Annotated in this window: 5 protein-coding genes; all 5 read left to right on the forward strand. The window is 73.8% G+C overall.

Annotated elements, in window-relative coordinates:
* Window position 1 precedes the first annotated feature (1 nt).
* The 5 genes from ACZ63J_RS32170 to ACZ63J_RS32190 are packed head-to-tail and all read left to right on the forward strand — an operon-like array spanning window position 2 to window position 23,903.
* Complete coding sequence (locus ACZ63J_RS32170; RefSeq protein ID WP_247050600.1) at window positions 2–202, forward strand: MbtH family protein; 201 nt, start codon at window positions 2–4, stop codon at window positions 200–202.
* 46 nt (window positions 203–248) lie between these two features.
* The gene (locus ACZ63J_RS32175) at window positions 249–1,598 is read left to right on the forward strand and encodes a serine hydrolase domain-containing protein (RefSeq protein ID WP_465399574.1); all 1,350 of its coding nucleotides are present in this window, start codon (window positions 249–251) and stop codon (window positions 1,596–1,598) included.
* Between the two features lie 50 nt (window positions 1,599–1,648).
* The gene (locus ACZ63J_RS32180; protein WP_465399575.1) at window positions 1,649–21,403 is read left to right on the forward strand and encodes a non-ribosomal peptide synthase/polyketide synthase; all 19,755 of its coding nucleotides are present in this window, start codon (window positions 1,649–1,651) and stop codon (window positions 21,401–21,403) included.
* On the forward strand, window positions 21,400–22,695 hold the full coding sequence (locus ACZ63J_RS32185; protein ID WP_465399576.1) for an MFS transporter: 1,296 nt from the start codon (window positions 21,400–21,402) through the stop codon (window positions 22,693–22,695). The genes ACZ63J_RS32180 and ACZ63J_RS32185 overlap by 4 nt, the downstream gene beginning before the upstream one ends.
* Window positions 22,692–23,903, forward strand: coding sequence for a cytochrome P450 (locus ACZ63J_RS32190; RefSeq protein WP_465399577.1), 1,212 nt, complete (start codon window positions 22,692–22,694; stop codon window positions 23,901–23,903). The genes ACZ63J_RS32185 and ACZ63J_RS32190 overlap by 4 nt, the downstream gene beginning before the upstream one ends.
* Window positions 23,904–23,948 lie beyond the last annotated feature (45 nt).

The following is a 23,948-nucleotide window of genomic DNA, read 5'->3' on the forward strand; positions in this document are numbered from 1 at the left end:
CATGCAGGACGACATCGAGTTCCAGGTGCTGGTCAACGACGAGGGTCAGTACTCGCTCTGGCCGCTGACGAACGAGGTGCCCGCAGGCTGGCGCGCCGACGGTTTCCGCGGCGGCCGCCAGGAGTGCATGGACCACGTCGACGAGGTGTGGACCGACATGCGGCCGCTCAGCCTGCAGCGGCAGATGGCCGCCGACGCCTGACCCCGGCCCCACACGGACCCGAACCAACGCGGAAGGTTTCTTGCTCGTGCTCTCTTCTTCGACGTTCTCCCAGACCATCCACCTCCCGGTCCAACCCGGTCCGGCCGTCCCCGAGGACGAGCGGCTGCGGCGCCTGCTGGCGGGCCTGGCCCGCAAGCACCAGGTGCCCGCGGCCCAGCTGGCGATCCGCGACGGCGGCCGGACGCGGTCCGTCGCGGTCGGCGACGTCACCGCCGCCTCGAAGTTCCCGGTCGGCTCCATCACGAAGGCGTTCACCGCGGCGCTCGCGCTGCTGCTGGTCGCCGACGGCGACCTGGAGCCCGACGACGCCCTCGGGGAGCACCTCGCCGACCTCGGCCCCCAGGTCGGCAGACCCACGATCGCGCAGGTCCTGAGCCACACCGGCGGCCTGCCGGCCGCGCTCGGGGCCGGCGAGAGCACCGCGTCGGCCCGCCGGTACCTGCGGGCGTGCCGCGACGCCGGCCTCTTCCAGCAGCCCGGGCTGGGCTTCTCCTACTCCAACGTCGGGTACGTCCTCGCCGGCTACGTGGTCGAGGCCATCACCGGCATGAGCTGGTGGGAGGCCATGGACACGCTGCTGCTCGAAGCGCTCGGCATCGTCCCGGCGTTCGTCGTCGAGCCGGGCGCGCGGCGCCGCGCCGACGCCCACGTCAGCGGGCACGCGGTGCACGCGGTCACCGGCCGCGCCCGGCCGGTCGCGCAGACCCTGAGCGGCGTCGAGGCCGCGGCGGGAGCGCTCGCGCTGAGCGCGGAAGACCTCGTCGCGTTCGGCCGCATGTACGGCGGCGGCGAGAGCCCGCTGCCGGACGACCTGCTCGAGCTGATGCGGCGGCCGGTACCGGGCGCCGAATCCTTCGGCCTGGCCGACGGCTGGGGTCTCGGCCTCGCCGCCTACCGGGGCGCCGACGCGGACTGGACCGGGCACGACGGCACCGCCGACGGCACCTCCTGCCACCTGCGGGTGGACCCTGAGCACGACCGCGTCGTCGCGCTCACCACCAACTCCGGCTCGGGCTCGGCGCTGTGGGGGGACCTGGTCGCCGAACTGCGCACCGCGGGGCTGCCGGTCGGCGACTACGAGCTGCCCGGTGACGGGGCGCGTGCCACGCACCCGCCGGCCGGCCTGTCCGGCCGCTACACCAACGGCGATCTCGAATACCACGTCGACGTGCACGCCGACGGCGGCGCGGTCCTGGTCGTCGACGGCGAGGTCTACCCGGAGCTCGCGGTGCTCGACAACGGGGCGTTCTCGGTGCGCGAGCCCGCCACCGGCCGCCGGATCGTCGGCGGCCGCTTCCTGACCGACCCGGCCACCGGGACCGTCAGCGCGATGCAGTCCGGCGGCCGGATCGCCCGCCGCCGCAAGGCTTCCTGACCCGTCCCGCCCCCCGAACCACCCGAACCGTGCCGTAGAGGAAAGCGAACATGACCACCTCGAGGAAGAGCCGCATCGACGCGCTGCCCGCCGAACTGCGCGAGACGCTCAAGCGCCGCCTGGCCGGGCGGGCCGAGCGCACCGACGTCATCGGCCGGGCCTCGCGTGACGAGGACGTGCCGCTTTCCTTCGCCCAGCAGCGCCTGTGGTTCCTCGACGAGTTCCAGCCGGGGGACGCCGAGTACAACAGCGCGGTCGGGCTGCGGCTCACCGGGACGCTCGACCCGGCCGCGCTCACCGGTGCGCTCGGGGACCTGGTGGCCCGGCACGAATCGCTGCGCACCACCATCAACGACGCCGCCGGCACGCCCGTCCAGGTCGTCCACCCGGCCCCGGACGTGCCGGTGCGGACGGTCGACCTGACGGCCGATCCCGCGCTGCGGCCCGCCGATCTCGACGAGGTGCTGGGCGCCGAGTACGCCCGGCCCTTCGACCTGCGCCGCGGCCCGCTGGTCCGGCTGCTGCTGGTGCGCGTCGCCGAGGACCACCACGTCCTGCTGGTCACCGCCCACCACGTCGTCACCGACGGCGAGTCGATGGGCATCCTGGTCGCCGAGCTCGGCGCGCTCTACGCGGCCGCCGTGCGCGGTGAACCGGCGGCCCTGCCCGAGCCCGCGGTCCAGTACGCCGATTTCGCCGTGTGGCAGCGCAACCGGCTGGCCGGGCCGGCCCTGGACCGGCACCTCGCCTACTGGACCACGCAGCTGGCCGGCGTCGAACCGCTGGACCTGCCGGCCGACCGGCCGCGGCCCGCCGTCCGCACGACCGCGGGCGCGTTGCACTCCTTCAGCGTCCCGGCCGAAGTCGCCGCCGCGCTCGGCGAACTTGCCCGGGCCCACGAGACGACGCTCTACACCGTGCTGGTCGCGGCGTGCCAGGTGCTGTTCGCCCGGTACACCGGCCGCGACGACATCGCGCTCGGCACCGTCGTCTCCGGCCGCGGGCGGCCGGAGCTCGAGCGGACGGTCGGCTTCTTCGTCGACACCGTCGTCGTCCGCTCCACGGTGGACAGAGCAACGCCGTTCGAGGTGTTCCTCGACGCCGTCCGCTCGACGGTCCTGGAGTCCTTCGAGCACGCCGAAGCACCGTTCGAGAAGCTCGTCGAGGCGTTGAAGATCGAGCGCGACCCCAGCCGCAACCCGCTGTTCGACGCCATGGTGCTGCTGCACGGGAACCCCGGCGGGCAGCCGGACTTCGGCGGCCTGACCGTCGAACCGGTCGAGGTGGCCCGGCGCGCGGCCAACTTCGACCTCACCGTCGAGTTCCAGCCGACCGACGGCGGCCTGGACGGGGCGCTGGAGTACAACACCGACCTGTTCGACGAGCGGACCGTCGCCGCGCTGGCCGAGCACCTCACCGTGCTGCTCACCGGCATCGCCGCCGACGCCGCCCGCCCGGTCGGCGAGCTCCCGATGCTCACCGAGCTTGAGCAGCGGCGGCTCGCCGAGTGGAACGACACCGCACTGGACGTTCCCGAGGCCACCCTCACCGAGCTGTTCGAGTCCCAGGTCCACCGCATCCCGGACGAGACCGCGCTGGTCGCCGGGGCGGTCACGCTGAGCTTCGCCGAGCTGAACACCCGCGCCAACCGGCTCGCGCGTCACCTCGTGACGCTGGGCGCCGGCCCGGAACGGGTCGTCGCGCTCGTGTTGCCGCGCACGGCCGACGCGATCGTCGCGCTGCTCGCCGTGCTGAAGGCGGGCGCGGTGTACCTGCCGATCGACCCCGGCCTGCCCGCCGACCGGATCGAGCTGCTGCTGCGTGACGCCGGCGCCACGCTGGTCGTCACCCACGAGACCACCGGCATCCCCGGTGGCCTCGTCCTCGACACCGAGGAGACCGCCGCCGCGCTGGGGGAGCACCCGGGCACCGACCTGACCGACGCCGACCGCCCCGCGCCGCTGCGCGCGGCCAACACCGCCTACGTCATCTACACCTCCGGCTCCACCGGCCGGCCCAAGGGTGTGGCCGTCCCGCACCGCAACCTAACGAACCTGCTGGCCGGCCACCGCGCCGGCTTCGCCGCGCCGGGACGGCGGCTGCGCGTCGCACTGACCGCCACGCTGTCGTTCGACACCTCGCTCGAGGGCCCGGTGCTGATGGCCGACGGCCACGAGCTGCACCTCATCGGCGACGACGTCCGGCTGGACGCGCACGCCCTCGTCGACCACATCGCCGAGCACCGGATCGACTTCCTCGACCTGACCCCGACCTACCTGCGCCGGCTCGTGCCCGCCGGGCTGCTGACCGACCCGCGGCACCGCCCGAAGATCCTTATGCTCGGCGGCGAGGCCCTCGACGAGTCGCTGTGGCGCGCCCTGTCCGACGCCGAAGTCACCGTGGCGCACAACTTCTACGGCCCGACCGAGTACACAGTGGACGCGGTGTCGTGCCGGGTCGGCGCGACCGCCCGGCCGGTGCTCGGCCGCCCGCTGGCCAACACCCGGGCCCACGTCCTCGACGAGGACCTCCGGCCGGTGCCCATCGGCGTCGCGGGTGAACTCTGCCTCGCCGGCGCGCAGCTCGCGCGCGGCTACCTCGGCCGTCCGGGCCGGACCGCCGGAAGCTTCGTCGCCGACCCGTTCGGCGCGCCCGGCGAGCGGATGTACCGCACCGGCGACCGCGTGCGCTGGACCGCGGACGGGCAGCTGGAGTACCTGGGCCGCCTCGACGACCAGGTCAAGATCCGCGGCTTCCGCGTCGAACCCGGCGAGGTCGAGGCCGCGCTGCTGCGCCTGCCCGACGTCTCCGCCGCCGTGGTCGTCGCCCACCGCGGCGACGACGGGCACGCCCGGCTGGTCGCCTACGTCGTCGCGGCGGGCCCGGCGGCACCGGCCGCCGCTGACCTGCGTGCGGCCCTGCGGGCCACCCTGCCCGACTACCTGGTGCCCTCGGCGTACGTCCCGATCGACGCCGTTCCCGTGACACCACAAGGAAAAGTCGACCGGCGTGCCCTTCCGGCGCCGGGCGTCCCCGAGGACGGCGACCAGGCCTACGTCGCGGCGCGGACGCCGGTCGAGCACCAGCTGGTGGCCATCTGGGCCGAGGTGCTCGGCAACGACCGCATCGGCGTCGAGGACAACTTCTTCGGCCTCGGCGGTGACTCGATCCTGAGCATCCAGGTCGTCGCCCAGGCCCGTCAGGCCGGGCTGCGGCTGACCTCGCGCGACATCTTCCTGCACCAGACCATCGCCGGGCTCGCGACCGTCGTGCAGTCCGCCGCGGCGCTCACCCAGGACACGACGGCGCCGATCGCCGGACCCGCGCCGCTGACCCCGATCCAGCACTGGTTCTTCGGCACCCACGGCCCGCTCGGCCACTTCACGATGTCGCAGCTGCTCGAACTGCCCGCCGACGTCGACCACGATGCCCTGCGGATCGCGGTCGACGCCGTTGTCGCCCACCACGAGGCCTTGCACACGCGATTCTTCCATCAGGACGGCGAATGGCAGCAGGAGGTCGTGCCCACGCCGACCGGGGTGCTGTGGAGCCGTGACCTGTCCTCGCTCGGCGAAGCCGGGCAACGCGCCGGGATCGAAGCCGCGGCGGGCCAGGTGCGCGCCGGGCTCGACCTGGCGACCGGCGTGGTCGCCGGGGCGGTGCTGCTGGTGCGCGGCACCCAGCCGCCACTGCTGTTCCTGGCCGTGCACCACCTCGTGGTCGACGGCGTATCGCTGCGAGTGCTGCTCGCCGACCTCGACACCGCCTACCACCAGGCCCTTGCCGGCGCTCCGGTCCGGTTGCCGGCCGCGGGCACGACGTTCACCCGGTGGGCGCACCTGCTGCGCGAGCACGTCCGCTCCGGCGCCTTCGACGGCGACGTCGAGCACTGGACCCGGGTGGCCGGCCGGGTCCCGACGGCGCTGCCGGTCGACCACGACGGCGCCGGCACCACGGGCTCCACACGCACGCTCACCGTGACACTCGGCGCGGGCGACACCGACGCACTGCTGCACCGGGTTCCCGCGGCCTACCGGACACAGGTCAACGACGTGCTGCTGAGCGCGCTCGGCCGGGCGCTGGCCGACCGGACGGGGCAGGACGGCGTGCTGATCGCGCTGGAAGGCCACGGCCGCGAGGACGTCCTCGACGGTGTCGACCTCTCCCGCACGGTCGGCTGGTTCACGACGCAGTTCCCGATGGCTCTCGACCTGCCGCCGACGGGGGGCTGGGGCGCCACCCTGAAGGCGGTCAAGGAGCAGCTGCGGGCCGTCCCGCGCCGCGGCCTCAGCTACGAGGCCCTGCGCCACCTCGGCGACACCGACGCGCCCGGCACCGTCCTGAAGTCCCTGCCCCTGCCCCAGATCTGCTTCAACTACCACGGCCGCTGGGACGGCGGAAGCGGCGGCGACGGGCTTTTCCGCGGCCGGCTCGACGGCGCGGGCGCGGACATCGCGCCGGACGAGGCCAACACCTACCAGCTGGACGTGACCGGCGTCGTCGACGGCGGCGAGCTGTCGCTGACATGGAGCTACTCCGAGCAGGTCAACAACCGCGAAACGGTGCACGAGCTGGCCGAGGCGATGCTGGCGGCGCTGCGCGAGATCGTCGCGCACTGCGCGGAGCCCGGCGCCGGCGGCCGCACGCCGTCCGACTTCCCGCTCGCCCGGCTCGATCAATCCACTGTGGACAGAATCGCCGGTGACGGCCACGACGTCGAAGACGTCTACCCGCTGACCCCGCTGCAGGCGGGCATGCTGTTCCACAGCTTGCTCGACCCCACCGCCGACGCCTACGTCGACCAGGCCCGGATGCTGCTCGACGGCGTCCGCGACCCGGAGGCGTTCGCGCGGGCCTGGCAGCAGGTGGCCGACCGCACCCCGGTGCTGCGCACCCAGCTGGTCTGGGACGGTGTCGAGGAACCCCTGCAGGTGGTGCGCCGCCGCGCGGTCGTGCCGATCACCCGCCACGACTGGCGTGGCCTGTCCGAAGCGGAGCAGGCGGCGGAGCTGGACCGGCTCTCGGCCGAAGACGCCGCCGCCGGGATGGACCTGGCCACCGCCCCGCTGATGCGGCTGGACATCGTCGCGCTGCGCCACGACCGGGTGCTGCTGATGTGGACGTCGCACCACGTCGTCCTCGACGGCTGGAGCCTCGCCCAGATCTTCACCGAGGTCGTCGAGCACTACGCGGCCATCACCGGTAGCCGCGTCCCGCGGGTCCCGGCCCACCGGCCGTTCCGCGACTACCTCGGCTGGCTCGCCGCGCAGGACGTCACCGCGGCCGAGGACCACTGGCGCGAGGTGCTGGCCGGGTTCGCCACCCCGACGCCGCTGCCCTGGGACCGCTCGCCGGCCCAGGCCCACCGGACGCGGACCGCGCAGCCGGTGCGGGTCGCCCTCACTCCCGAAGACACCACCCGCCTGCGCGACGTCGCCCGGCGCCACGGCCTGACCGTCAACACGCTCGTTCAGGGCGCGTGGGCGCTGCTGCTGGCCCACCAGAGCGGCGAGCCCGACGTCGTGTTCGGCACCACCGTCTCCGGCCGGCCCGACGACCTGCCCGGTGTCGAAACCATGATCGGGATGTTCATCAACACCATCCCGACACGCACCCGCGTCGACGGTGGCGAACCGGTCTTGGCGTGGCTGCGGCGGTTGCAGGACGAGCAGAACCGGGCGCGGCGCTTCGACTTCGTCGCCCTCGGGCGGCTGCGCGCGCTCAGCGACGTCCCGGCTGGGCAGAACCTGTTCGACAGCATGGTCGCGTTCGAGAACTACCCGTTCGACGAGCACGCCGCCGCGCGCGCCGGGGTCACCCTGCGCGAGGTGACCGCGCTCGACGCCACCACCTTCCCGATCACCCTGCGCGCCTACGCGGGCGAACAGCTGGGCTTCGAACTGGCCACCGACCCGGCGCTGTTCGACCCGGCCACCGCCCAGGCCCTGGCCGCCCGGCTGGAGACCCTGCTGCTGGCGCTCTCGGAGAACCCCGATCGCACGATCGCGCGGCTGCCGTGGCTCTCGGCCGCCGACCGCGCGCAGCTGCCCGGCGCGTCGGACCCGGTTTCCCTGCCCGCGCCGACCATCACGGACCTGTTCGCCGCCCAGGTGGCCGCGACCCCGGACGCGATCGCCCTCACCGGCGAGGACATCGCCCTGTCCTACGCCGAGCTCAACCGCCGCGCGAACCGGCTGGCGCACCGGCTGATCGCGCTCGGCGCCGGGCCCGAGCGGTACGTCGCCCTGCGGCTGCCGCGCTCGCCGGACCAGGTCGTCGCGATCCTCGCCGTGCTCAAGGCCGGGGCCGCCTACCTGCCGATCGACCCGGCCACGCCCGACGAGCGGGTCGAGCGGATGCTCGCCGACACGAACCCGGTCGCCGTCCTGACACCCGAGGACATCGAGGCCACCGGCCCGGACATCGACCCGCCGTCGCGCTGCACACCCGAGCACCCCGCGTACGTCATCTACACCTCCGGCTCGACTGGGCAGCCCAAGGGCGTGGTGATTCCGCACCGCAACGTCACCCGGCTGTTCGCCGCGACCGCCGGCCGGTTCGGCTTCGGCCGTGACGACGTGTGGACGCTGTTCCACAGCTACGCCTTCGACTTCTCCGTCTGGGAGATCTGGGGCCCGCTGCTGCATGGCGGCCGGCTCGTCGTCGTCCCGCACGCCGTCTCCCGGTCGCCGCGGGAGTTCCTGCGTCTGCTGGCCGACGAAGGCGTCACCGTGCTCAACCAGACGCCGTCGGCGTTCTACCAGCTGTGCCGCGCCGACGAGGACGACCCGGACCTCGGCGCCCGGCTCGCGCTGCGGCACGTGATCTTCGGCGGCGAGGCGCTCGACACCCGACGCCTGGCCGGCTGGTTCCGGCGCCACGGCGCCACCGCGCCCCGGCTGGTCAACATGTACGGCATCACCGAGACCACCGTCCACGTCACCCATAACGACCTGGTGCCGGATGCTCCCGGTCTGGTCGGGGACGTCCTGCCCGATCTGCGCGGGTACGTCCTCGACGCCGATCTGAACCCCGTCCCGGCCGGGGTGCCCGGCGAACTGCACGTCGCCGGGGCCGGCCTGGCCCGCGGTTACCTCGGCCGGCCCGGGCTGACCGCCGCCCGGTTCGTCGCCGACCCGTTCGGCGCGCCCGGGTCGCGCATGTACCGGTCCGGGGACCTGGTGTCCCGCACCGACAGTGGTGCGTTGCGTTACCGCGGCCGCGCCGACCAGCAGGTCAAGATCCGCGGCTTCCGCATCGAGCCGGGCGAGATCGAGGCCACCCTGCTCGCGCAGCCGGAGGTCGGCTCGGCCGCGGTCCTCGCCCGAGAGGACGAGCCCGGCCGCAAGCGGCTGGTCGCCTACGTCGTCGCGGCCGACCCGCAGGACGCGCCGGCCGCGGCCCTGCTGCGCGAGCGGCTGGCCCGGTCGCTGCCCGACTACATGGTGCCCTCGGCGTTCGTCACGGTCGACACGATGCCGTTGACGCGCAACGGAAAACTCGACCACCGCGCATTGCCGGCGCCCGTCGCCGGCCCGATGGGCACGGAGTTCGTCGAGCCGCGCACCGACGCCGAACGCACGGTCGCGGCGGTCCTGGCCGCGACTCTCGGCCTCGAGCGGGTCGGGGCCGAGGACAACTTCTTCGAGCTGGGCGGGGACTCGATCCTCAGCATCCGGCTTTCCTCCGCGCTGCGCGACGCCCTCGGCGTCGACGTCTCCCCACGCAATGTGTTCGACACCCCGACCGTCGTGGGCCTCGCCGCGAGCCTGGCCACCGCGTCCGCCGCCACCCCGGTGATCCCCCTGGTGAGCCGCGAGCGTGACCTGCCGCTGTCCTTCGCCCAGCAACGCCTCTGGTTCCTCGACCAGTTCGCCCCGGGCAGCACGGACCACGTCACGGTGTACGGCGTCCGGTTGCGTGGTGCCCTGCGTGCCGACGCCCTCGCGAGGGCGCTGAACGCCCTGATCGCTCGGCACGAGTCGCTGCGCACGACGTTCACCGCCGTGGACGGCAAGCCTCGTCAAGTGATCGGCGAGCCGTGGGAACTGGCGTTGCCCGTCACCGAAGCCGGGGACCTGCGGCGACTGCTCGCCGAAGACCTCGCGCAGCCGTTCGACCTGACCCGCGGCCCGTTGCTGCGGGCCCGGCTGGCCCGCGTCGCTCCGGACGAGCACGCGCTCGTCCTGTCCCTGCACCACATCATCACCGACGGCTGGTCGATGGGCGTGCTCATCGGCGACCTCGCCACCCTCTACGGCAACGAGCACACCGAGCTGCCCGCGCTGCCGGTCCAGTACGCGGACTTCGCGGCGTGGCAACGAGAACTGCCCGTCGAGGACCAGCTCGGCTTCTGGCGGCGGCAGCTCGACGGCCTCCGCCCGCTCGACCTGCCCACCGACCGTCCCCGGCCGGTCGTCCGGACCTCGCACGGTGCCGAGCACGAGTTCATCCTCGCCGCCCAGCCGCTCGCCGGGCTGCGCCGGCTGGCCGCCGACCGGGACACGACCCTGTTCACGGCCCTGGCCGCGGCCTGCCAACTGGTGCTGCGCCGCTGGTCCGGACAGGACGACGTCGCCGTCGGCACGATCACGTCGGGTCGCGACCACCCCGGGGTGCAGGACATCGTGGGGATGTTCGTCAACACCGTCGTGCTGCGGTCGCAGCTCGACGGGCGCCAGGACTTCGGGCAGGTGCTCACCGCCGTCCGCCGGACGGTCCTGGACGCGTTCGCCCACCAGGACGTGCCGTTCGAGCGGCTCGTGGACGAGCTCAGCCCCGAGCGCGACACCAGCCGCACGCCGCTGTTCGAGGTGCTGGTGACCCTGCAGAACGCGGGCAACCGGCTGCCCGCCCTCGCCGGGCTCGCCGCGAGCGACCTCGACCTGCCGATGACCACGGCCGGGTTCGACCTCAGCATCGAGTTCGAAGAAGGCCCCGACGGCCTGCGCGGCCTGCTGAACTACAGCACCGACCTGTTCGACGCGGCCACGATGAGCCGCTTCGCCGAGCATCTGACGGTGCTGCTCACCGCTGTCGTGGCCGACCCCACGCGCCCCGTCGACGCGCTGCCGCTGCTACCCACGGCCGAGCACGACCTGGTCGTCGAGACCTGGAACGCCACCGACCGCGCGGCCCCGGACATCACCGTGCCGGAGCTGTTCGAAGCGCAGGTCGCCCGGACACCTCAGCGGACCGCGCTGGTCTGCGGCGACACCACGCTGACCTTCGCCGAGCTGAACGCTCGGGCGAACCGGGTCGCTCGCGACCTCGTCTCCCACGGCGCGGGTCCTGAGCGGTTCGTGGCCGTTTCCCTGCCTCGCTCCGCGGAGCTCGTGGTCACCGTCCTCGCCGTGCTCAAGGCCGGAGGCGTGCTGCTGTACCTGGACCCCGATCTGCCGCCCGTGCGCCAGGAAGCGCTGCTCGCCGACACCCGGCCGGTCGTCGTGGTCACCGAACCGATCGCCGGCTCGGCGGCAGTGTCCGATGTGGACTTGACGGATGACGACCGGGTCGGGCCGCTGGTGCTCGACAACGCCGCCTACACGATCTACACCTCCGGCTCGACCGGCGTGCCGAAGGGTGTTGTCGTCAGTCATCGCGCGCTGGCCAACCTGGCCGTCGACCACGCCGACCAGTTCACCGCCGCGGCCGGGAAGGACCGCCTGCGCGTGGCGCTGACCGCCGCGTTTTCCTTCGACGCGTCCTGGGAAGCGCTGCTGCTGATGCTCACGGCCGGCCACGAGCTGCACGTCATCGACGGTGACACCCGCCTCGACCTCGCACTGCTGGCCGAATACGTGGCCGATCGCGGGATCGACCTGGTCAACTCGACGCCGTCGTTCGCCAGGCACCTCCTGGAAGCGAGCCGGCACCGGCCGTCGGTGCTGGTGCTCGGCGGCGAAGCCGTCGGGGACACGCTGTGGCGAGAACTCGACGGCGTCACCGCGTTCAACATCTACGGCCCCACCGAATGCACCGTCGACGCGACCCTCGCCCGGATCGGCGACAGCGAGCGCGAGGTGATCGGCCGCCCGGTCGGCAACGTGCGGGCCTACGTCCTCGACGACCGGCTGCGCCCGGCGCCGATCGGTGTCCCGGGCGAGCTGCACCTGGCGGGCACCCAGCTCGCCCGCGGGTACCTCAACCGGCCCGGGACGACCGCGGAGAAGTTCCCGCCCAACCCCTTCGGCGCGCCGGGAACCCGGATGTACGCCACCGGTGACCGCGTCCGCTGGACCCGCGACGGAAACCTGGAGTACCTCGGCCGCGCCGACGACCAGGTCAAGATCCGGGGCTTCCGGATCGAACCCGGTGAGGTCGAGGCGGCGCTGCGGGCGTTGCCGGACGTCGCCGACGCGGTGGTCGTCGCCCGCCACGACGACGGCCACGCCCGTCTCGTCGCCTACGTCGTCACGACGGGCGAGCCGGACGACCTGCGGACCCGGTTGAAGGCGACCCTGCCCGACCACCTGGTGCCCACGGTGTTCGTGCGGCTCGACCGGCTGCCGCTGGCCGCGAGCGGCAAGATCGATCGCCAGGCGTTGCCCGCGCCCGCCCCGATCGTGATTCCGGCCGCCGGCCGGACCGCGCCGCGTACGCCGGTGGAGGAGCTGCTGGCGTCGATCTGGGCCGACGTCCTCGGCGTCGAGCAGCCGGGCGTGGAAGACAACTTCTTCGCCCTCGGAGGGGATTCCATCCTGAGCATCCAGGTCGTCTCCCGAGCCCGGCAGCACGGCCTGCGCCTGACCTCCAAGGACGTCTTCCGCCACCAGAACATCGCCGAGCTGGCGCTGGTCGCCGGCACGGACGCGCCCGGCGGTCCCGAAGCGGCCTTCACGGGCTCAGCCCCGCTCACCCCGATCCAGCAGTGGCTCTTCGGCACCGGCAACGACCGGTTCACGATGTCCACAGTGGCCGAACTCGACCCCGAGCTGGACGTCCCCGCTCTGACCACGGCGCTGGCCGCGGTCCTGGCCCGGCACGAGGTCCTGCGCACCCGGTTCACCCACGGACGCGACGGCTGGCGGCAGGAGTTCCGCGCCGACGCGGAAATCCCCGCGCTGCGCCAAGTCGACTTGTCCACTGTGGACGACGTCGACACGGCGATGCGCACCGCCGCGGCCGAAGCGCGTGGCACACTGAGCGTCGGGGACGGCCCGCTCGTCGCGGCCGTGCTGTTCACCTTCGGCCCGGCGCGGCCGCCGGTCCTGCTGCTGATCGTTCACCACCTGGTGGTCGACGGCGTCTCGTGGCGGATCCTGCTCGCCGACACGGAAACCGCGTACCGCCAGGTGCTCGCGGGCCGCCGGGTCGACCTCGGGCCGGGGACGACGAGCTACTTCCGCTGGGCCGACCGGCTCGCCGCGCACGTCCGCGGCGGCGGCTTCGACGCCGAGCTGCCCTACTGGACCGAGGTGCTCGACGGTCCCGCCACGGACCTGCCGGTCGACGCGGCGGGGGAGAACACCGAAACCCGCACGGTCACGTCGGCCCTCGACGCGGCCGGCACCGACGCGTTGCTACGCCAGGTTCCCGAGGTCTACCGCACGCAGGTCAACGACATCCTGCTCAGTGCGCTCGGCCGGGTACTGGCCCGGTGGACCGGAAACGAGCGGGTCCTGGTCGCGCTGGAAGGGCACGGCCGCGAGGAGATCTTCGACGACCTCGACCTCTCCCGGACCGTCGGCTGGTTCACCGCCGAGTTCCCGGTCGCGCTCACGCTCCCCGAGGCCGAAGGCTGGGGACCGACGCTGAAGGCGGTCAAGGAACAGCTGCGGGCCGTGCCCGGCAAGGGCCTCGGTTACGGCGCGCTGAGCCGGCTCGTGCCGGACTCGCCCCTGCGCGGCGGCCGCGCCCCGCAGATCTCGCTGAACTACCTCGGCCAGTGGACCGCCACCGGCGACGATGGCGGCCTCTACCGGGGCTTCGGCGGGGATCTGGGCGAAGACGACGCCCGGCCGCGCAGCTACCTGCTCGACGTCGTCGGCATCGTCGAAGGCGGCCGGCTGGAGCTGGCCTGGACGTATTCCCCCGGGGTGCACCGCGAAAGCACCGTGCGCGACCTTGCCGAGCAGGTCACCGAGGCGCTGCGCGAAATCGTCGCGCACTGCGCGGAGCCCGGCGCCGGCGGCCGCACACCGGCGGACTTCCCGCTCGCGCGGCTGAGCCAGCGCGAGCTCGACGTCGTGGCCGGCGACGGCCGGGACGTCGAGGACGTCTACCCGCTCACGCCGCTGCAGGCCGGCATGGTGTTCCACACCCTGTTCGACAGCGGCTCCCCGGCGTACTTCGAACAGGTCCGCGTGCGCCTCGCCGGGGTCGCCGACCCCGCCGGGCTCGCCGCGGCCTGGCAGCGGGTGGTGGACCGCACGCCGGTGCTGCGGACCCGGCTGGTCCTGACCGGCGTCGAGGAGCCCGTGCAGGTGGTGGACCGCGCGGCCACGCTGCCGGTCACCCACCACGACCTGCGTGACCTCGGCCCGGTGGCTCGTGAGGCGGCCGTGCGGGACCTGCTCGAAGCCGACCGTGCGGTGCCGTTCGACCTGGCCCGCGCCCCGCTGACCCGGCTGGCGATCGCCGCGCTGCCCGGCGACGAGGTCGACCTCGTCTGGACCTCCCACCACGTCCTGCTCGACGGCTGGAGCTCCGCCCAGGTTTTCGCCGAGGCGTGCGAGGAGTACGCCGCGACGGCCGCCGGCACCCGGCCTGGTCTGGTCACCCGCCGCCCGTACCGCGACTACCTCGGCTGGCTGGCCGAGCGCGACCAGGCCCGCGCCGACGACTTCTGGCGCGCCACGCTGGCCGGGTTCGACGCCCCGACCGCGTTGCCCTACGACCGCCCGCCGGCCGAGGCCCACCGGTCCCGCTCGACCGGTTCGGTCCGCACCGAGCTGGCCCCGGCCGCGACGCTGCGGCTGCGCGAGTTCGCCCGGACCCACGGCCTCACCGTCAACACGGTCGTCCAGGGCGCCTGGGCGCTGCTGCTGTCGCTGCTGTCAGGCGACCGGGACGTCGTGTTCGGCACCACCGTCTCCGGCCGTCCGGCCGACCTGGCCGGCGTCGAAGCAATGATCGGCATGTTCATCAACACCATTCCGACCCGCGTCCGCCTCGACGGCACCCAGCCGGTCGCGCGGTGGCTGGGGGAGCTGCAGGCGGCCCAGAGCGAGGCGCGCGACCACGACTTCGTGTCGCTGGGCCGGCTGCGGCCGCTCAGCGACGTCGCCGCCGGGCAGAACCTGTTCGACAGCATGGTGGTCTTCGAGAACTACCCGATCAGCGAACCCGGCACTCCGGGCGCGCCCCGGGTCGTCGAGGTCGCCTCGGCCGACGCCACCAACTTCCCGCTGTGCCTGCGCGCGTCCCTCGACGAAGGGCTCGCGCTCGACCTCGCCTACGACCCGGCGCTGTTCGACGTGGGCTCGATCACCGCGATGACCGACCGGCTCGCCCTGCTGCTCGACGCCGTCACCGCCGATCCCGCTCGGCCGCTGGCACGGCTGCCGTGGGTCGAGGGCGCCGAACGCGCCCAGGTGCTCGCCGACGCCCACGGCGCGGGCGGGCCCGCGCCCGCCGCGACCGTGCCGGCGCTGTTCGCCGACCAGGTCCGCCGCCGGCCGGACGCGCCCGCGGTCGTCGCCGACGACCGGACCCTGACCTACACCGAGCTGGACGAGCGGGCGAACCACCTCGCGCACCGGCTGGTCGAGCTGGGCGTCGGCGCCGAAGACCGCGTCGGGCTGCTGCTCGAACCGTCGGTGGACCACGTCGTCGCCGAGCTGGCCGTGCTCAAGGCGGCCGCGGCCTACGTGCCGCTGGACACCCGTGCCCCGCACGAGCGGCTGCGGGCCGTGCTGGCCGAAGCCGCCGTGACGGTCGTGGTGGCCGGGCCGACCTGGGTGACCACCGCCGAGTCCGTCCACAATGGATCCACGACGACGGTGGGCGGGCAGCGATCCTCCTCGGCGCCGGAGCGCGCGGTCGATCCCGGCAGCCTCGCCTATGTGATGTACACGTCGGGCTCGACGGGTACCCCCAAAGGCGTCGCGGTGTGCCACCAGGACATCACCGCGCTGGCCCAGGACTCCCGGTTCGCCGGGGACGCCCACGCCCGGGTGCTGGCCCACTCGCCGCTGGCCTTCGACGCCTCCACCTACGAGCTGTGGGCCCCGCTGCTCACCGGCGGCGCCGTGGTCCTGCCCGACGGCCCCGACCTGACCGTGGAGTCGTTGCGGCGCGCGGTGTCCGAGCACGGCGTGACGGCGGCATGGCTGACCGCGGGGCTGTTCCGGCTCCTCGCCCACGACGCCCCGGACGCCCTGCGCGGCCTGCGCGAGGTGTGGACCGGTGGTGACGTCGTCCCGCCGGCCGCGGTGCGGGCGGTCCAAGCCGCCTGCCCCGGGCTCGTCGTGGTCGACGGGTACGGCCCCACCGAAACCACGACCTTCGCCACGTCCTTCCGGCTGACCGCGGACGTGCCCGAGCCGATCCCGATCGGCCGCCCGCTCGACGGTGTCCGCGCCTACGTGCTCGACCGCGACCTGCGGCCGCTGCCGGCGGGCGCGCCGGGCGAGCTGTGCCTCGCCGGGCCCGGCCTGGCGCGCGGTTACCTCGGCCGTCCGGGCGCGACCGCCGACCGGTTCGTCGCCGACCCGTTCGGCGCGCCGGGGGAGCGGATGTACCGGACCGGTGACGTCGTCCGCCGTGACGCCGGCGGCGACCTGGTGTTCCTCGGCCGCTCCGACGACCAGGTCAAGCTGCGCGGGTTCCGGATCGAGCCCGCCGAGATCGAAGCCGTGCTCACCGCCCACCCGGCGATCGCGCAGGCGATCGCGACGGTCCACACCGACGCCGCCGGCACCCGCCGGCTGGTGGCCCACGTCGTCGCCGCCCCGGGGCGGACCGCCGACCCGGCCGAGCTGCGTGCGCACGCCGCCGAGAGCCTGCCCGAGTACATGGTTCCCGCGGTCGTCACCGTCCTGACCGTCCTTCCGTTGAACCGCAACGGAAAGGTCGACCGCCGCGCGCTGCCCGCGCCGGACGGCCCGATCCCGGCCCGGCGGGTCCACGTCCCGCCCGCCACCGTGACCGAGCAGACCGTCGCCGAAATCTGGGAGCGGCTGCTCGGGAGCGACCGGGTCGGCGCGCAGGACAACTTCTTCGAGCTCGGCGGCGACTCGATCCTCAGCATCCGGCTCGTTTCCCGGCTGCTGGCCGAATTCGCCGTGTCGATGTCGCCGCGCGCGGTGTTCGCGCACCCGACGGTCGCCCGGCTCGCCGCGGCGATCGACACCGTCGGCGCCGCCCGCACCGCCACCGACCCGATCCCCGCCGTGCCCCGCGACCGGCCGCTGCCGCAGTCCTTCGCGCAGCAGCGGTTGTGGTTCCTCGACGAGTTCGAGCCCGGCGGCACCGAATACGTCACGAGCACGGCCGTGCGCCTGCACGGTGAGCTGGTCGTCGACGCGCTCGCCGAGGCGTTCACCGGCCTGGTCGCCCGGCACGAGCCGTTGCGCACCACGTTCGCCTCGAGCGACGGCCACGGCGTCCAGGTCGTGCACCCGCCGGCCGCGGTGCCGGTCCCCGTCACCGACTTGAGCGACCACCCCGCCGAGACGCGGGAAGCGGCCCTGGCCGATGTCCTGCGCGCTGACGGCGAGCAGCCGTTCGACCTGCGGGAAGGCCCGCTGCTGCGGGTCAAGCTGATCCGGCTGGCCCCACGGGAGCACGTGCTCACCGTGACCGTGCACCACATCGTCACCGACGGCTGGTCCAATGGCCTGATCGCCGAAGAGATCGGCCTGCGCTACACGGCCGCGCTGCGCGGCGAAGCGGCCGACCTGCCGCCGTTGCCCGTCCAGTACGCGGACTTCGCAGCCTGGCAACGAGGTCTGCTCGCCGAGCGCGTGCTGGCCGGCCAGGTCGCCTACTGGACCGAGCGCCTGCGCGACCTCACCCCGCTGGAGCTGCCTGCCGACCGGCCGCGACCGCCGGTGCGCACCACCAGCGGCGCGACGCGGGAGCTGGTCGTCCCGGCGGCGGTGACCGCCCGGCTCGAGCAGCTGAGCCGGCAGCGGGGGACCACGCTGTTCACCACCCTCGTCGCGGCCTGCCAGGTGCTGCTCGGCCGCTGGGCCGGCCAGGACGACGTCGCCGTCGGCACGGTCACCTCCGGCCGCGAACGCGCCGAGCTGGAAAGCCTCGTCGGGTTCTTCGTCAACACCCTGGTGCTGCGGTCCCGGGTCCGCCCGGGGCAACCGTTCACGGACTTCCTCGACGAGGTCGGCGCCGGCGTCCGCGCGGCGTTCGACCACCAGGATCTCCCGTTCGACCGCGTCGTCGACGCCGTCCAGCCCGGCCGCGACCCCAGCCGCACCCCGCTGTTCCAGGCGATGGTCGTGCTGCAGAACAGCCCGCGGGAACCGGCCCGGCTGCCCGGGCTCGAGGCCGAAGACGTCGTCCAGCCCGCGACCGCGGCCAACTTCGACCTCACCGTCGAGTTCCAGCCGGACCACGGCCTGCTGCACGCCGCGCTGACCTACAACACCGACCTGTTCGACGCCGCCACGATCGACCACCTCGCCGAGCACCTGGGCGTCCTGCTCGCCGGCATCGCGGACAACCCGGGCCGGCCGCTGTCGAGGCTGCCGCTGCTGGGCGAAGCCGAACGCCGCCGGCTGCTCGGCACGTGGAACGACACCGGCCGCGCGGTCGCGCCGGGCACCCTGCCCGAACGCGTCGAGGCCCGGGCCCGGCGGCACCCGGACGCGAGCGCGGTCTTCTCCGAGGACGGCACCCTCACCTACACCGAACTCGACGCCCGCGCCGGACGGCTGGCTCAGGTCCTCGCCGCGCGCGGCATCGGCCCGGAGCGGGTCGTCGCGCTGGCCCTGCCGCGGTCGGCGGACATGGTCGTCGCACAGCTCGCCGTCCTGAAAGCGGGCGCGGCCTTCCTGCCGGTCGACCCGACCTACCCGCTCGAACGCATCACCTACATGCTCACCGACGCCAGCCCGGAGCTGGTGCTGACCCTCGACGCCCTCGCCCCGCCCGTGCCCGACGGCGTCCCGGTGCTCTCGCTCGACGACCCGGCCGCGTTCGCCGCGGACCCGGGAGTGCGGCTCACCCCGCCTCGGCCGGACAGCCCTGCCTACGTCATCTACACGTCCGGGTCGACCGGGCGCCCCAAGGGTGTGATCGTCACCCACGCCGGGCTGACCGGTTTCGCCGACGCGGAAGCCGAGCACCTGGCCGTCACCGAAGGCGACCGGGTCATGGCGTACTCCTCGCCGAGCTTCGACGCCGCCGTGCTGGAGCTGTGCCTGGCCCTGCCCGCCGGCGCGGCCCTCGTCGTCGTCCCGCCCGGGCCGCTGCTGGGGGAGCCGCTCGCGGAGTTCCTCACGACGCACGAAATCAGCCACACCCTGATCCCGCCCGCCGCGCTGGCCACCCTCCCCGAGATGCCCCTGCCGCACCTGCGCACGCTAGTCGTGGGCGGCGACGCCTGCCCGGCGGAGCTGGTGGACCGCTGGGCCCCCGGCCGGCGGATGATCAACGCCTACGGCCCCACCGAGTCGACGGTCGTCGCGACCTGGAGCGACCCGCTCACCCCGGGCGTGCCGCCGCCGATCGGCCGGCCGATCCCGAACACCCGCGTCTACGTTCTCGACGACGCGCTCGCACCGGTCCCGATCGGGGTCGCGGGCGAGCTGTACGTCGCCGGGCCGAGCCTGGCCCGCGGTTACCTCGACCGGCCGGGCCTGACCGCGGACCGGTTCCCGGCCAACCCGTTCGGCGCGCCGGGGGAGCGGATGTACCGCACCGGCGACGTCGTCCGCTGGAGCGCGGCCGGGCAGCTCGAGTTCACCGGCCGGGCCGACGACCAGGTCAAGGTCCGCGGCTTCCGGATCGAACTGGGCGAAGTGGAGTCGGCGCTGCTGCGTCACCCCGGCATCAGCGCCGCCGTCGCCGCCGTGCAGCAGGACGAGTCCGGGTACAAGCGCCTGGTCGCCTGCTTCGTCGCGGTGTCACCGGACAACGTGCCCGGCGCCGCCGACCTGCGCGAGTTCCTGGGCCGATCGCTGCCGGGGCACCTCGTGCCCTCGGCGTTCCAGCCGCTGGCCGCGCTCCCGCTCGGCCCGAGCGGCAAGGTCGACCGGCGGGCCCTGCCCGTGGTCACCGCCGCGGCCGAGCCCGCCGCCCGCCACGTCGAGCCGGCGACGCCGGCCGAGCGGGTGCTGGCGGAGGTGTGGGCGCAGGTGCTGGGCCTGGACCGGGTCGGCACGGAGGACAACTTCTTCGAGCTCGGCGGTGACTCCATCCTGAGCATGCAGGTGGTGTCCCGGGCCCGGCAGGCCGGGCTGCGGCTGACCGCGAAGGACATGTTCCTGAACCAGACCATCGCCACCCTGGCCCCGCAGGCGACCGCGGTTTCCGAGGTGACGGAGTCCGACGGGCCGGTGGTCGGGCCGGTGCCGCTGACCCCGATCCAGGACTGGTTCTTCGGCATCCACACCGTGAACCCCCACCACTTCAACCAGTCCATGCTCGTCGACCTGGCCGACGGCTTCGACGCCGACGCGCTCCGGCAGGCCCTGGCCGCGGTGTGGGCCCACCACGACGCCCTGCGGATGCGGTTCGAGCACACCGCCGACGGGTGGCACCAGCACAACGCCGGGCTCGACCCGGGGCCCGAGCTGCGCCACGACGACCTGACCGCCGTGGCCGAGGCCGACCGCCCGGCCGCGCTGGAGCGGATCGCCGACGCCGTCCACGCCGGGTTCGACCTGACCCGCGGCCCGCTGCTCGGCGCCGTCCTGGTCACCGCCGAACCGGGCTGGCGCCCGAAGCTTTTCCTTGCGGCGCACCACGTCGTGGTCGACGCGGTCTCCTGGCGCATCCTGCTCGACGACCTCGACACCGCCTACCGGCAGGCGCTCCGGCGCGCACCGGTCGACCTCGGGCCGCGCACGACGTCGTTCCGCGACTGGTCGCACCAGCTCGCCGAGCACGTCCGCTCCGGCGGCTTCGACGACGAAATCCCTTACTGGACCGGCCTTCCCGCCGCCGGTGCGCTGCCGGTGGACCACGACGGCGACGCGCCAGGAACGGACGAAGTCACCGTGGTCCTCGACGCCGAGGACACCAACGCCCTGCTGCGGTCGGCGCCCGCGGCCTACCGCACCCGCGTCAACGACGTCCTCCTGGCGGCGCTGGCCTGGGCGCTGGCGCGGTGGACCGGCCGGCCCGACGTGTCGATCGCCCTGGAGGGCCACGGCCGCGAAGACGTCCTCGACGGCGTCGACCTGACCCGGACCGCCGGCTGGTTCACCACGCTGTACCCGGTCGCCCTGACCGTGGACAGCGCGGACCGGCCGGACTGGCGGACCCTGGTCAAGTCCGTCCGCAAGCAGCTGCGGGCCGTGCCGGGCAACGGGTTCGGCTACGGCGCGCTGCGCCACCTCGGCGCCCCGGACGTCCGGCGGAAGCTGGCCGAGACCGGGCCACGGCCCGGGATCTCGTTCAACTACCTCGGCCAGTGGGACGGCTCGGGGGCCGCCGGGACAGCGACGTCGGAGAGTCTCTACGCCGCCCTGCACGGATCACTCGGCCACGACCACGACCCGGCCGAACACCGCCCGTTCCTGCTCGACCTGGTCGGCGCGGTCCAGGACGGCGAGCTGGTGTTCTCCCTGATCCACCAGCCCGGCCGCCACGACCGGCAGACCGTCGAAGCGGTCGCCGCCGACTTCGCCGGTGCCCTGCGGCAGATCGCGGCCGACAGCCGGGACGGGCGCCGATGACCGCGTCGCCGCTGTCCCGGAACCGGGACTACCGCCTGCTGTGGGGCAGCCAGGCGCTGTCGGAAGCCGGCTTCGCCGCGTCGGTCATCGCGTTGCCGCTGCTGGTGCTCGCGGTGACCGGCTCGCCGGCGCTGTCCGGGCTGGTGCTCGGCGTGGACGCGATGGCCCAGCTGGTCGCCGGGCTGCCCGCCGGCGCGCTGGCGGACCGCTGGAACCGCAAGAAGCTCATGCTCGGCTGCGAGGCCGTCTACTCGCTGGCGGTGGCGAGCCTGGTGGCCGCCGTCTGGTGGGACGTCGTGAGCATCCCCCAGCTGATCGCGGTCGCGGCGGTGATGGGCTGCTGCCGCTCACTGTTCGGCCCGGCCGAAGGCGCGACGCTGGCCCGGATCGTGCCCGCGGCCCAGCTGCCCACCGCGGTGGCGATGAACTCGGCGCGCGGTGCGTTCGGCCAGCTCTCGGGCACCGCCATCGGCGGGTTCCTCTACGGCCTCGCGCGGGCCGTCCCGTTCGCCTTCGACGTGCTCGCCCACGCGATCTCCTTCGTCGCCTTGTGCTTCGTGCGGGCCCCGCGCCACGAGCCCGTGCCGCGCGGCGAAGGGCACCTGGGCCGGGAGATGGTGGAGGGCCTGCGCTGGGTGTGGGGGGAGCGGCACGTGCGTGTCACCGTGCTGTGCGCGGTGAGCCTGAACTTCTTCTTCAGCGCCTACTACATCGTGGTCGTCGTCCTGGCGCGGGACCGCGGCATCACTTCGGGCGAGATCGGCGTGATGGCCGCGATGCTCGGCGTCGGCGGGGTCGTGGGTTCGCTGATCGCGCCCTGGCTGCAGCGCCGGCTCAGCCCGTACGTCTCGATCATGAGCGTCTTCTGGGTGCTGACCCTGCTCACGCCGCTCGCGGCGGTCATCGACGACGGCTACTTGATGGGCGCCCTGTTCGTCGCCATGGCCCTCCTGCCGCCGACCGCGAACACGACGATCGGCACCTACCAGCTGCTGCTCACGCCCGACCGGCTGCGCGGGCGGCTGACCAGCGTGATGGGCGTGATCGGCGGGGTGTCGGCCGCGACCGGCCCGGCCTTCGGCGGCCTGGTCGTGCAGGCCGTTCCCGGTGGAGGCGCCGTGCTGCTGTGCACCGCCGGGATCGCCCTCGTGACCCTGATCGTCACCGTGAGCCCCACCCTGCGCCACTTCCCTCGCAGCGACGCTCTCACCGCCGGCCCGGCCGAGCCGCAGCCGGTGGGCGGCGCCCGTCCCACCGACGTCACTACCACCACCGAGGAGAACCAGTCATGAGCACCCAAGACCTACCCGGTGTCGCTTTCGCCTTCGAGGACCTCTTGGCGCGTTCGGCGGAGCTGCGCGAACGCGGCGGCCCGGTGCACCACGACGAGGAGCGGGGCGTCTGGCGGGCGCTGGACCACCCGACCGTCTCCCGCGTGCTGTCCGACCCGGCCACGTTCTCCTCGGACTTCAGCGGTCTCACGCCGGTGCAGGAGGACTTCGAGACCTTCCGCAAGGGCAACTTCGTCGGGATGGACCCGCCGGACCACCGCAAGCTGCGGACCCTGGTCAGCCAGGCGTTCACCCCCCGCGTCGTGGCCGGACTCGAGCCCCGGATCCGGGCCATCACGCACGACCTGCTCGACGACGTCGCCGGAGCGGCCCGCATCGACGTCGTCGACGCGCTCGCCTACCCGCTGCCGATCATCGTGATCGCCGAGCTCCTCGGCGTCCCGATCGCCGACCGGCCCCTGTTCACCCGGTGGGCGCAAGTGCTCTTCAGCGGCGACCAGCTGGGGGAGTCGGCCGACATGGCCGACATCCAGCGCGCGCTGGACGCGATCGCCCCGACCATCCGGGAGATGAACGCCTACATCCTCGACCACATCCGGCAGCACCGCGCCCACCCCGGCGACGGGCTGACCAGCCGGCTCGTGCAGGCGGAGTTCAACGGCGAACGCCTGGAGGACCAGGAGATCGTCGGGTTCGTGGCGCTGCTGCTGGTGGCCGGGCACATCACGACGACCGCGCTGGTGGGCAACGCCGTGGTCAGCTTCGACCGGAACCCGCGGGCCGCGGCCGCGATGCGCGCCGAACCGGCCGGTCTGCCGGCCGCGCTGGAGGAGGTGCTGCGAATGCTTCCGCCGTTCCCCGAACTGGGGCGGCGCACGACCTCGGACGTCGAACTGGGCGGCCAGGTCATCCCGGCGAACTCGATCGTGATGGCCGACCTGGCCGCGGCCAACCGCGACCCGGCGAGCTTCGATCGCCCCGGCGAGTTCGACGCGCGCCGAAGCCCGAACCCGCACCTCACGTTCGGGCACGGCATCCACTTCTGCTTCGGCGCTCCGTTGGCCCGGCTCGAGGGCCGGGTGGCGTTCGAGGTGCTCTTCGAGCGCTACCGCGATCTCTCCATCGCCTCGGACGACGACGTCGAGTTCCAGAACCCGGCGGTGATCGTCGGTGTCAAACGTCTTCCACTCGACGTCGAAGCGACCTGAGCAGGGGACCCGCTGTTCCGGCCGATACTTGGTCCGGCCGGGAGG

The organism is Amycolatopsis sp. NPDC104863, from assembly GCF_055582965.1.